Here is a 13,362-nt window from a genome sequence, read left to right as displayed (position 1 = left end):
CATTAGAAAGATACGTTGATACTGAAACCATAGTTACGGGTCAGGGCAGAACCACCGGCTTCGTAGTATTCTGAAGTGTAGTTACTTCTCAGACCTTCCGGGTTGATGTTATCCGGCAGGCTATTATACAGGAAGCCGACGTTACGGCAAACAAGGCCTACGTTTACGTTCTGCACGTATAACTTGCTGATCCATTTTGACGGTAATGAATAACGCAGCGACAGCTCACGCAAAGCGATCCAGGAACATTTCTGGATACCTGTCTCACGGATACCCGATCCCCAGTCGGCCAGGTTAGCATAATATTTGTAGGCCGACAACGGCTTAACCAACCCCTTTTCGTAGGCTTCCTGATAGCTCATACCGGAAACATCCGTACCGTTGATGTTGATTCCTTCGGCAAACACTCCTTCCGGGATCATACCGTCGTTGATAACACGTCCGTCGTCGAGTGTACGGGGCAATCCGCCGTATTCTTCCGTACGACCGAACAGAGAGGATTTCAGAATACCGTTAGACATACCATAGTTGTAAGAACCGGAGAAGATATCACCACCGAAGCGGGCATCCAGCACCACGTTGAAAGAAAGGTTCTTCCAGGTCAGGGAAGAGCTTAAACCACCCAGCAACTTAGGCTGGATACTACCGATCTTTTCGCTGGTACCCGAGCGGCGCCATGAACCGTCCTGGTTCAGGATCTTTTCACCTGCCTCGTTGCGTGTATAAGCATAGCTGGTGTAGATATCGCCATAAGCACCACCTACCGTAGCCCATGCTTCCGTATCACCACCACCGCCTTTCAGCTTGTAGCGTTCAACGCCCGGAGCCAGTTCGATGATCTTGTTGCTGTTGTGTGTCAGGTTAAGAGACAGATCCCATAACCAGTCTTTTGTCTCGATAGGAGTGGCATTGATCAACAGTTCCACACCGGAGTTCTGAATATTACCGGCATTGATCCAGCGGGCGGTTACCCCTGTTTCTTTAGGCATACTGAGTGCCAGGATCTGGTTCTTTGTATTCGTCTTATAATAAGCAAGGTCAAAGCCTAAGCGGTTATTAAAGAACTTGGCTTCGAGACCGAACTCGAGAGCATACTGCTTTTCAGGTTTCAACGCATTATTCCGCAGATACTCGGAGTCGTATTTGTAGTAAGGATAATCCTTGCTGTCGAACGGGTTTACATACGTATTGTCGAATGTATAATAACCGGTAGCTGTTGTCAGATACGGATCACAGTCATTACCTACCACGGCATAAGAACCTCTGATCTTTGCGAATGACAGGAAGTCGGGCAGCCGGTCGCGGAACGTTTCCGTCATGATCCATGAAGCACTGACAGAAGGATAGAAATAAGAGGTCGTACCTGTTCCATCGGCATAGATCAAAGCAGACGACCAGTCGTTACGGCCGGTGATATCCAGGAAGATCTGACTCTTATAGTCCATATTGGCAAATGCATAGACCGAGTTGATGCGTTTACGCTTTGTCTTATAACGTACTTCTGTCGTAGCCGGAGCCACCGAGTTAGTCATATCATACTGTCCGGGAATACGCAGACCGTTTGTAGATTTGGTCTTGTGGTAACCTGAACGGGTATCCCATTGCTCGGCAGCCACTGATCCGCTGATATTGAAATCCTCGAAACTATGATGGGCACTCAACATACCGGTCACCTTATACTGATCTTTACGTTCGTCGTTGATTTCATATTTCGATCCGTCGTAATTGCTTTGGCCTGTTGCAAAGACTTTTGCTTCATATGTCTTGAATATCTTGTAGATATCCCCTTTCACCTTCAATGTCAACCAGTCCAGGATCTTCACATCCAGTCCGAGGTTGGCACGGAAGTTGTCTTCCACCTGCGAATAGCGGTTCTCCAGATAATCGAACAACGTGCTGGAGTAGCCGAACGGATCTTCCCCGTTGTAACCGTCGCCTTTAGCGCTCTTGTAATTATTCAGCCAGTATTTCACGTCATATTCACGCGGAGCGTTGAACATAAAGTCGTACACCGGTGATTTATCTCCACCCTGGTAAGTCGGGTTGATTGCTTTGGAGCGGATGTAGGCAAATCCTCCTTCTGCTTTCAGGAACTTGCTCAGGTCGCGGGAAGCGTTCAAGCTAAAGCTATTTCTTGAGAAGTCGTTGTTGAAGGTTACACCATTTGATTTAAGGTTGGAGTAAGAGAAACGGAAAGCTCCTTTTTCATCACCACCCGATACAGCGACGTTGGTATTCATATAACGCCCTGTCTGGTACATGTCTTTAATGTTGTTCTTGGAAGCCTGGAAGATTCCTTCATAATTATCCACGTAATAGGGCTGGCCATCAAAACGCGGGCCGAAGTTACGGCCGGTCGAGATATGACGGTTGTCGCTTCCATCCGAATTCAGGCTCCATACCGGCTGCGTACCCATACCGAATTCGTTCTGAACGTCCGGAGTGGCATACACCACATCCCAGGTTTCAGAGTGCGACAGGCTGACACCTATACCTGATCCTTTTTTACCTTTCTTGGTTGTGATCAGAACCACACCGTTAGCGGCACGCGAACCGTACAAGGCGGTTGCAGCGGCACCTTTCAGGACAGACATCGACTCGAAGTCGTCGGCATTCAGGTTCTTCAGGTCGTTACCGAAGTCTTGTGTCTGGCTGTTCACCTTATCCGGATCCATTACTTCGTTGTCGATGATAACGCCGTCGACCACAAAGATCGGCTGGTTGTTACCGCCCAAAGAAGAGTTACCACGGATCAGGATACGTTGAGAAGATTGCGGCCCGGAGTTACCCATATTGATCTGTACACCGGCCACTTTACCCTGTATACCATTGATCGGGTTCACCACGTTCACCTTGGCGATTTCATCCCCTTTGATTTCTGTCATTGCATAACCCAGCGCCTTCTTTTCGCGGCTCATACCTAAAGCGGTTACAACGACTTCATCCAGAAGCTCCGAGTCTTCTTTCATTTCAAGATTGATCACAGTCTGTCCCTTTACCTGTATAGTTTGGGATTGATACCCCATAAAGGAAAAGACCAACTCGGCATTTGCCGGTACATCGATAGAGTAATTTCCATCCACATCAGAAATCGTACCGGTGGTAGTACCTTTCACGGCAATATTAACACCCGGCAACCCGAAACCGGTTGCATCGATAATCTGACCGGTAACCTTAATAGTCTGCTGTTGGGTTACTGCCATTTCCGTGCCGGCCTTGGCGAATACCGTCTGCGGAAATGCTAATCCTGCCGTCAAAGCCAAACATAAGCATAAGGATGATGCTTTTAATGGCTGGCCATTAAAAGCAGAGTTATAACTCTGCTTTTTTGAACAAAACATTTGTTGGTTCATAATTTGAAGTTTGTAATAGTAATAGTAGTGTGTTTAATACTAGTGCGAAATCAACATCAAGTCACTTTGTTTTTCCATATTTGAATTTACTTTTTCCTTATTTGGAATAACTTATCTCTCCCGCACCAAATATATATCTGTAGATGTATTATTAATATCTATTTTTGTTAATATTGGTTATCGATGTTTTACAACATTGCTTCATTTCCTTACACCATGACAGCCAGACCAAGGGTAATCAATCGTAAAACCAGTATTTTAGCAACATATTGCCATTCTTGTTTTTTATTTTAACGTTAGCAATTATTTTTATTTATCATGCACGTTATTTGGTATAAGTTTGCGAACTTTGTATCATATTATACATCACAGAGTAAAACCGTTTCCGCTTATGTTCCACGACTTAGAGATTCTACATAATGCGGAAGGAATCTTGTTGATTGCTTCCGTCATTCTTTTTTTCAGTATTTTCGCCGGTAAGGCAGGTTATCGTTTCGGACTCCCCGCGTTATTGCTATTCCTGGGAGTCGGTATGTTATTTGGTAGCGACGGACTGGGTATTCAGTTCAGTAATCCGAACGCCGCACAGTTCATCGGTATGTTGGCGTTGAGTATCATTCTGTTTTCGGGCGGTATGGATACGAAGATATCCGAGGTTAAGCCGATTGCATCGCAAGGGGTTATCCTGGCAACGGTCGGGGTGCTGGCCACTACGTTTATCACGGGTGGCTTCATTTATTACATCTCCAAACTGGTTACGGGCTACGAAACCCTCACCTTTCCCGAATCGCTGTTGATGGCGGCTGTTATGTCGTCTACCGATTCTGCGTCTGTCTTTTCCATCCTCCGTAGTAAAGGGGTATACCTGAAGCAACGGCTGCGTCCCACGCTGGAGTTGGAAAGTGGTAGTAACGACCCGATGGCCTACATGCTTACCTTGCTGCTGATCGCTTATATACAGACAGCCGGGATGAACCTGGCCGATGCTGCTCTTTCGCTGGTGATCCAGTTATCGGTAGGTGCTATTGCCGGCTTCCTGCTGGGTAAACTGGCCGTGCTGATCATCAACAAGATCGATATAGATAATGAGTCGTTGTACCCGATCTTATTGCTGGCTACCGCTTTCTTCACCTTCGCCGCCACTACGCTGTGCAAAGGGAATGGATATCTGGCTGTTTATATTGCCGGGCTGGTGGTTGGAAATGCCAAGATCGTACATAAGAAAAGTATCGGTACTTTCTTCGACGGCTTTGCCTGGTTATGGCAGATTGTGATGTTCCTTACGCTGGGATTGCTTGTCAACCCCCACGAATTGCTGCCGGTTGCCCCGATCGGGCTCACTGTCGGTATCTTCATGATCCTCTTTGCACGTCCGATCAGCGTATTCCTTTGTCTGCTCCCTTATAAGAATTTTACAACGAAAGGGAAGTTATATATCTCCTGGGTGGGCCTTCGCGGAGCCGTCCCGATCATCTTCGCCACTTATCCGCTGATTGCCGGAATTGAACATGCCGGGCTGATATTCAATGTGGTATTCTTTATCACCATCCTCTCCCTGCTTATCCAGGGAACTACCGTGACGCAGGCAGCCAAATGGCTCGGACTGATCGACGAACCGGAACGGAAAGACGTATTCGGCATCGAACTCCCGGAAGGCATCAAAAGCGCCATGAGCGAGATCGATATCACTCCGGAAGTCCTTACGCACGGTAACAAGCTGATGGAACTTACCTTGCCCGACCATACACTGGCCGTTATGGTGATGCGCGACGAACGTTATTTCATCCCCAAAGGCAATACGGTTCTGATGGAAGGCGACAAGCTGCTGATGATCTCCGACAACGACGAGGCATTGCTCCAGGCTTATGAAGCGCTGGGCATCACAGACTACACGATGAAAAAGAATTAACATCATCTACATCCCTTTTCAAAAGAACAGTAATAGCGAGGAAGCAGAGAGGCTTTCCCGCTATCGCTATGCAGATTCTGTCTCCTGCGGGCGGATATAAAAGACCGTAAAAAACAGCGAAGAATATACAAAACAGTAAAACGCATCGTTATTATGTAAACTATTCCGATTAAATTTGTAAGAACTAATAAGGTAATAATATGGCAGTAAAGAAAGACAGAGTACTTTGGGCAGATGATGAGATCGATTTGCTGAAACCTCACATTTTGTTTTTGCAGGACAAAGGATATGAAGTAGTTCCGGTAATCAGTGGGCAGGATGCTATCGACTGTTGCAGGGAGCAATCGTTCGATATTATTTTCCTCGACGAGAACATGCCCGGTCTGACTGGTCTGGAAACGCTGGCCCATATCAAAGAGATCAACCCCAACGTACCGGTCGTGATGGTGACCAAAAGCGAAGAAGAAAGCATCATGAACCAGGCTATCGGCAACAAGATTGCCGATTACCTGATCAAGCCGGTCAACCCGAATCAGCTTCTTCTGTCTATCAAGAAGAATGTACATAAGAATGTGATTATCTCGGAAACGACTACGGTCGGTTACCAGCAGGAATTCGGCCGTATCGGCATGCAGATCAACGACTCATTGACTACCGACGACTGGATGGAACTATATAAGAAGTTGGTTTATTGGGAGCTGGAACTGGAAAGCAGCCAGACGCAGATGTCCGACATGCTCCGGATGCAGAAGGAAGAGGCTAACAATGCTTTCGGTAAGTTTGTAAAGAAGAATTACGTAAACTGGATACAGAACCCGGCCGAACGCCCTTTGATGAGTCCGGATCTTTTCAAGAAAAAGGTATTCCCGTTGCTGGACAACGAGGAGAAGGTTTTCTTTATCCTGATCGATAACTTCCGCCTGGATCAGTGGCGCGTTGTAAAAGACCTGTTGGCCGAATACTTCACCTTCGACGAGGGGTTGTATTACAGCATCCTGCCTACCGCTACGCAGTATGCCCGCAACTCCATCTTCTCAGGCTTGATGCCCTCGCAGATAGAAAAGATGTTTCCCGACCTTTGGGTAGACGAGGAAAGCGAAGAGGGTAAGAACCTCAACGAGGCTCCGTTGATCCAGACACAGATAGACCGTTTCCGCAAGAAATATACGTTCTCCTACAACAAGGTACACGACTCGCAATATGGCGAAAAGTTGCTGAATATGATCTCATCCCTGACGCATAACCAGCTGAATGTCGTGGTACTGAACTTTGTGGATATGTTGTCGCATGCCCGTACGGAAATGAAGATGATCCGCGAGCTGGCACAGAGCGAAGCGGCTTACCGCAGCCTGACCCGTTCCTGGTTCCAGCATTCCACGACCCTGGAACTGTTCCGCCGCATCTCCGACAAAGGTTATAAAGTGATCGTGACTACCGACCATGGGACAATCCGTGTAGATAATCCGATAAAGGTGATAGGCGACCGGAATACCAACACGAACCTGCGTTACAAGGTAGGCAAGAACCTCAACTACAACCCGAAAGAGGTATTCGAGATACGCGATCCGGAAAAGATAGGTCTCCCCTCGCCCAACCTGAGCAGCAAATATATCTTCGCCATGAACGACGATTTCTTTGCCTATCCGAACAACTACAACTATTATGTGTCCTACTACAAGAACACATTCCAGCACGGGGGTATTTCAATGGAAGAAATGATGGTGCCGTTTATCACCATGATCCCAAAATAGTTGGCGGTTGACGGCTGACAATCGACAATTTAATATACCTTTGCGGCATAATAAAAGAACATTATCGACAGACATCATGAGTACTATCAAGATTGAGAATTTAGATACCATCCGTCAGGCAGCGAAAGAGTTTATTGCCGGTATGGATGATCGTACAGTCTTTGCATTCTACGGTAGCATGGGAGCCGGAAAGACTACTTTCATAAAGGCTATCTGCGAAGAACTGGGTGTAGAAGATGTTATCAACAGCCCGACATTCGCCATTATCAACGAATACCGTAGCGAAACTACCGGCGAACTGATCTATCATTTCGACTTCTACCGTATCAATAAGATCAGCGAAGCGGAACAGATAGGCACGGAAGATTACTTCTACAGCGGTGCCCTTTGCTTCATCGAATGGCCGGAAAAAGTTGAAGAGATGTTGCCGGGTGATGTGGTAAACGTAACGATCAGCGAAAACCCTGACGGATCACGAACCGTTGAAGTAAAATAACCGATGGAACCGACCGATTATTTCATATTAGTCATTTTCATGGCGCTGGGAGCCTTCTCCCTGATCGCCGCGATCTTCAACTTCGACTGGTATTTCGAGACCAACGGAGCAGCGACCTTCGTAAATAAATTCGGAAGAAAAGGGGCACGCATCTTTTATGCTTTATTGGGATTAGCGCTAATTAGCTGCGGCACACTCGGTTTGATTTACTGGTAAAAAAATAACACATCATAAACAAGGAATAGAAGTCTGTCTAAGGATTTCTATTCCTTGTTTTTCCTACCTTTGTACCCTACTAGTATTGCTATTGTATTTACCTGTCTAAATAAAAATGCTTATGAAGCGAATAAACTATTTTCACAACATCGTAGCATGTATGCTACTTATGTGTATTACTGCCTGTGATAAAGAGAACTCAACAATAGAAGATGTGATTCCCGCAGCAATCAAAAGCGACTTCTCCAAAAGATATCCATCTGCTGAGATCACTTCTTTCATGAATTATTCGGATGGCATCGACCAAATAAAATTTAAAGATCCGGAACAAAATGAGGCATTGATCTCGTATGTCAATGATAGCTGGAAAATGACCTATACAGAGATCAGCGATATCCAACAACTCCCCATTGAAGTTCAGACTTCTTTCCTGCAAGCCGGATATATTGGCGTACAGGACATTGAGATATTTAAAACAGAACGAGCAGGGATAACAAGGCCCCTTTACACATTACATTTCACGTATCCCTGGAAAAAATCCGACAACATGCAACATTATATTTATATCAATGACGACGGACTTTACTTGAGAACCCTTAGATGTATTCCAAACGATACACGCTGGTTTGTAAATCTGCCCGAAGACCATTTTAATTTTATACACGAAAAATATAAAGGGGCAGAGATAAGAGGATACATGAATGACGGAGAGCATGAATACTTCATCCTTCACAATGATACAATTAAACATGTTTTCTTTCATGGGGAAATAGCAACGGACAGAGGTTTCTGGAGAAGGACAGTGTATGAATTAAGCATGGATACTCCTATCCCGGACAATGTTGCCAAAGTATTAAAACATGACAACCCGGACTTTATCTATACAAACCTTTACTATATCGAATCCGAAGAAGGAAACTCATATCTTTTCCAGGATAAAAAACGTGATGACGAATTAGGATACACTATCGGCGAAAACCTCCAGCCTGCTGAAGAATAATACGACTTTATCACTTTCCTTATAAAATAAAAGAGACAACTGATTATTAATGATAGGTTGTCTCTTTTATTTTATCCAGCAATATCTTCTTTATTCCATCAACATAAAGTCGAGCTGCTTACGTTCCAGGTTGGCATTGGCTATCTTAACGGTAACCGGATCACCCAGACGGAAACGGCGTTTCTTACGACGACCGATCAGGCTGTAGGTTTCTTCGTCCATATCGTAGAAGTCGTCACCCAGATCACGGATAGGAACAAGGCCTTCGCACTTATTCTCGTTCAACTCGACGTATAATCCCCATTCGGTAACACCGGAGATAACACCGTCGAACACCATACCCAGTTTATCCTGCATAAATTCTACCTGCTTGTATTTGATAGAAGCACGTTCGGCATTGGCTGCCACCTGCTCCATAGTAGAACAATGGTCGCATTTTTCTTCATATTTCGCTTTTACCACGCTGCGGCCGCCATCCAGATAACGCTCCAACAGGCGGTGCACCATCATATCCGGATAACGACGGATGGGAGAGGTGAAATGTGTATAATATTCAAAGGCCAGACCATAGTGGCCGATATTTTCTGTCGTATAACGGGCTTTCTGCATCGAACGGATAGCCAGTGTCTCGATCAGGTTCTCTTCCGGCTTATCGTGTACTTCATCCAGCAGACGGTTCAGGTTGCGTGAGATATCGATCTTACTGCTACCTTCCGTCTTCATCTTATATCCGAAACGACGGATAAAGGCGGCGAAGTTCTCCAACTTGTCTGGATCGGGCAAGTCGTGGATACGATAGACAAACGTCTTCTTCGTTTTCCCTTTTGGCACTTTGCCGACAAATTCTGCGACCGTACGGTTTGCCAGCAGCATGAACTCTTCAATCAGCTTATTGGCATCTTTCGACTCCTTGATATAGGTGCTGATAGGCTTTCCGGTTTCATCGATCTCAAACCTTACTTCAAAGCGGTCGAAGTTGACGGCCCCATTCTTGAAACGTTTCTCGCGCAGCTTCTTTGCCAGCGCATCCAGTTTCAGTATCTCGTCTTTATAATCGCCTTCCCCTGTTTCAATCACCAGCTGTGCTTCTTCGTAAGTGAAACGGCGGTCGCTCTTAATCACCGTACGCACGATACGCGATTTCTTCACATTGGCATCTTCGTCCAGTTCAAAGATGGCGGAGAAACTTAACTTTTCTTCATCCGGACGCAGCGAACAGATCTGGTTGCACAACCGTTCCGGTAGCATCGGGATCGTACGATCCACCAGGTAGACGGATGTCGCACGGCTTTCGGCTTCACGGTCGATCAGGCTTTCCGGTTTTACATAATGGGTCACGTCGGCGATATGTACGCCCACTTCCCAGTTGGCATTATCCAGTTGGCGGATGGAAAGAGCATCGTCGAAGTCTTTCGCATCTTTCGGGTCGATAGTGAAAGTCAACACATTACGGAAGTCCTCACGTTTAGCGATCTCTTCTTCCGTAATCGTATCGGGTATTTTATTCGCAGCTTTCTCCACATTTTCAGGATAGACATACGGCAAACCGAACTCAGCCAGGATCGCATGCATTTCTGCGGTATTCTGACCGGCCACACCTAATATGTCGACCACTTCACCCAGCGGGTTCTTGGCATCTTCCGGCCATTCCACGATACGGACGATCGCTTTATCGCCGTTCTTACCACCTTTCAGTTTGTCTTTCGGGATGAATATATCGTTTGCCAATGTCTTGTTCTCTGTAATCAGGAAGGCAAAACCTTTCGTTACCTGCAGTTTACCGACAAAGCTCTTGTTCTTACTTTCCAGCACCTCGATCACTTCGGCTTCCGGCTCTGCACCTTTGCGTTTGGCAAATAGCTGTACTTTTACCTTATCACCGTCCATAGCATGTCCGGAGTTGCGCTCAGCCACAAATACAGGGGTTCCGCCATCTTCGGGGATGAACGAGTTCTTTCCGTTGCTGCGGCGTCCGAATGTACCGATAGCTGTTGTTCCCAGGCCGTTATAGCGATAACGGCCGCGGTCTATTTCCGTAATAAAGTTTTCGGCGGACAGATCATACAGAAGATCCACTACCTGGAGCTTCTGAACCTGACTTTCCACGCCGATCAGCTTGCTTATCTGTTTATAGTTAAATGGTTCCTTGGGAGAGGACTGAAAAACGGACATTACGGAATGCAGCATGGCTTCTTTCTTCATGCGCTTTCCTTTTCCCTTTTTCGGTTTGTTTTCTCTATTGTCCTTTTTCCCGGATTTGTTTTTCGTCATATATTTCTTTCGTAATTAAATGAGAGATGTATCATCTCCCTACAAAATAAACAATTATAATCGAGATACTGTTTACAAACAGACTAAATTATATCGCTTACCCTGTTATTATTTGAAGCAGTAAGGCTCCGGGCCGTTTACTCCCGGCTCACAAACAAAAAGACTGCCGCTAAGGGGGTATTCTTCCAGTTGTTCGTCAGAAAGTCCGGCGCGTGCCGTTGTTATGTAGAGCGTATTCATATCCTCGCCGCCGAATGCACAGGAAGCGACATGAGGAGCCGGCACCTCTACTTTTGCCAGCAATTCTCCCGTATAGGGATTATAACAATAAACACCGAAACCTCCCCATTGGGCTACCCAAAGGTTATCGTTGCTATCGATCGTCATACCGTCGGGGGAACCGGTACCCGGACGCATCATAACAGCCACCCCGTCGAACAGGATCTCGGCCGTCTTTTCATCATAACGGTAACGGGCAATCCTTCCTGTTGCCGTATCATTATAATACATGTATTTCTTGTTGGCAGACCACACGATACCGTTGGAGATCGTCACTTCATCCAACTTGGTCGTTACGGTTCCGTCAGGAAGTACGGTGTAAAGTGTTCCGGCACCTTTAGGAGCACCGAATCCCATCGTACCGATCCACAGACGGCCGGCCGGATCGCATTTCCCGTCGTTACAGCGAACCTTTCCTTCGTGGTCGGGTATCGGAGCGATGGATGACAGACCGCCGTCGTTCAGGTTTACCCGCACGATCTCATCCTGAAGGGAGACAACAACCGTACTATCCGTTTCCGGCACTACGGTAGACACCATGCGGTCGAACTCCCAGGTTTTACAATCCTGCTTTTCAGGATAATACTCATATAACGTTTTGCCCTCGATATCAACCCAGAATAACGTATTTCTATCCGGATGCCAGATAGAACCTTCTCCGGTTGTCGCTTCTGCTTTAAAGGCTAAATTTGCATTGAGAACTTTCGGCTCGGACGAACATCCGCCTGTTATAAAAGGTATTGTCAACATAAGTATTCCTATTAAGTTTTTCATGGTAAATAATCAATTTCACTGCCTGTTATTAAGTGCAAATATAGCGTATTTTACTCATCAGCAGGTAATCGATATCAATTAAACGACCTTATTCGTGTTAAAAGTCCTAATCTTAGCTTCAAAGAAACAATCTAACGAATTAATTATGTAAATTTGCCGTTCAAACTAAAAATAACCGATGAGCGTAGTAATTAAAGAAGTTACCAGCAAAAAAGAGCTTAAGAAGTTCGTTAAGTTCAATATCGATTTATATAAAGGCAATCCATACCACATACCGGGATTGATTGAAGAGGAGATGGTTACGTTAGATAAAGAAAAGAATCCGGCTTTTGAAGTCTGTGATGCTGTCTATTATCTGGCTTACAAAGACGATAAGATAGTCGGCCGCATTGCCGGAATGATCAACCGCCGCAGTAATGAGGTGTGGAACCAGCAACGTGCCCGATTCGGATTCCTCGACTTTATCGATGACGCTGAAGTAGTAGACGGTCTGTTCAATGCTGTTGAAAAATGGGCGACTGAGCAAGGTATGACTGAAATTCACGGGCCGATGGGATTCACCGACATGGATCATGAAGGGATGTTGGTTGAAGGTTTCGACCAGCTGGGTACAATGGCTGCCATTTACAACTACCCCTATTATCCGAAACATATTGAACGTATCGGTTACGAGAAGGATCAGGACTGGCACGAGTTCAAGATATATATACCCGAAGGTATTCCGGAGAAGCATCAGCGCATCGGAGAGATCGTAAAAAAGAAATACGGCCTGAAAACCATGAAGTTCAAAAAGACAAAGGAGATATGGCCGTATGCACAAAAGATATTCGAAACGCTGAACGAATCCTATGCACCTCTGTACGGCTTCGCTCCGCTGACACAAAAGCAGATCGACTATTATGTAAAAATGTATATTCCGATGATCCGCCTGGATCTGGTCACCCTTATTATCAGGGAAGAGGACGATACGGTAGTCGGTTTTGGTATCTCACTGCCCAGCCTTTCGCACGCTATGCAAAAAGCAAAAGGACATTTGTTTCCTTTCGGCTGGATACATTTGCTGAAAGCGTTGAAGACAAAACCGAAGGTAATCGACCTGTATCTGACGGGCGTATTACCGGAATACCAGAATAAGGGAGTAAATGCGTTACTGTTTAACGATCTTATCCCCGTATATATCGGCTTAGGTGTCGAATATGCCGAAAGCAACCCGGAACTGGCAAGCAATAATGCCGTACAGGCTCAATGGGATTACTTCAAGCGTGAACATCATAAAACAAGAAGAGCTTTTATCAAAAAATTAAAATAAGGAT

The 13,362-nt window shown here is 45.8% G+C and carries 9 protein-coding genes; 6 read left to right on the top strand and 3 right to left on the bottom strand.

Annotated features, from left to right (window positions below):
- Positions 1–2 precede the first annotated feature (2 nt).
- Positions 3–3,353, bottom strand: coding sequence for a SusC/RagA family TonB-linked outer membrane protein (locus HMPREF1536_RS10125; protein WP_225607956.1), 3,351 nt, complete (start codon positions 3,351–3,353; stop codon positions 3–5).
- Between the two features lie 391 nt (positions 3,354–3,744).
- Here HMPREF1536_RS10125 and HMPREF1536_RS10120 point away from each other — a divergent pair, with 391 nt between their 5' ends.
- The 5 genes from HMPREF1536_RS10120 to HMPREF1536_RS10100 all read left to right on the top strand — a co-directional run bounded on the left by HMPREF1536_RS10120 (position 3,745) and on the right by HMPREF1536_RS10100 (position 8,725).
- Positions 3,745–5,262 carry a potassium/proton antiporter gene (locus tag HMPREF1536_RS10120; protein WP_028730261.1) on the top strand — a complete coding sequence of 506 codons (1,518 nt, stop codon included), beginning with the start codon at positions 3,745–3,747 and terminating at the stop codon, positions 5,260–5,262.
- Positions 5,263–5,462: 200 nt separating this feature from the next.
- On the top strand, positions 5,463–7,013 hold the full coding sequence (gene porX, locus HMPREF1536_RS10115; protein WP_028730260.1) for a T9SS response regulator signal transducer PorX: 1,551 nt from the start codon (positions 5,463–5,465) through the stop codon (positions 7,011–7,013).
- 76 nt (positions 7,014–7,089) lie between these two features.
- Entirely contained in the window at positions 7,090–7,509 is a 420-nt protein-coding gene (gene tsaE / locus HMPREF1536_RS10110) for a tRNA (adenosine(37)-N6)-threonylcarbamoyltransferase complex ATPase subunit type 1 TsaE (RefSeq protein WP_028730259.1), read from the top strand.
- Between the two features lie 3 nt (positions 7,510–7,512).
- Complete coding sequence (locus tag HMPREF1536_RS10105) at positions 7,513–7,725, top strand: immunity 17 family protein (protein WP_028730258.1); 213 nt, start codon at positions 7,513–7,515, stop codon at positions 7,723–7,725.
- A 121-nt stretch (positions 7,726–7,846) separates the two neighbouring features.
- A complete protein-coding gene (locus HMPREF1536_RS10100; RefSeq protein ID WP_028730257.1) occupies positions 7,847–8,725 on the top strand; it encodes a hypothetical protein in 879 nt (292 codons plus the stop codon).
- Positions 8,726–8,815: 90 nt separating this feature from the next.
- On the opposite strand, the gene rnr is transcribed toward HMPREF1536_RS10100, so the two are convergent.
- Positions 8,816–10,996, bottom strand: coding sequence for a ribonuclease R (gene rnr / locus HMPREF1536_RS10095; protein ID WP_028730256.1), 2,181 nt, complete (start codon positions 10,994–10,996; stop codon positions 8,816–8,818).
- A 108-nt stretch (positions 10,997–11,104) separates the two neighbouring features.
- A complete protein-coding gene (locus HMPREF1536_RS10090; RefSeq protein ID WP_028730255.1) occupies positions 11,105–12,025 on the bottom strand; it encodes an SMP-30/gluconolactonase/LRE family protein in 921 nt (306 codons plus the stop codon).
- A gap of 202 nt (positions 12,026–12,227) precedes the next feature.
- Between HMPREF1536_RS10090 and HMPREF1536_RS10085 the strand changes: the two genes are divergently transcribed.
- Positions 12,228–13,358, top strand: coding sequence for a hypothetical protein (locus HMPREF1536_RS10085; protein ID WP_028730254.1), 1,131 nt, complete (start codon positions 12,228–12,230; stop codon positions 13,356–13,358).
- The last annotated feature ends 4 nt before the right edge of the window (positions 13,359–13,362 follow it).

Source organism: Parabacteroides gordonii MS-1 = DSM 23371 (assembly GCF_000969825.1).
Lineage (GTDB): Bacteria > Bacteroidota > Bacteroidia > Bacteroidales > Tannerellaceae > Parabacteroides > Parabacteroides gordonii.
This window is presented reverse-complemented; position numbering and strand designations above follow the sequence as displayed.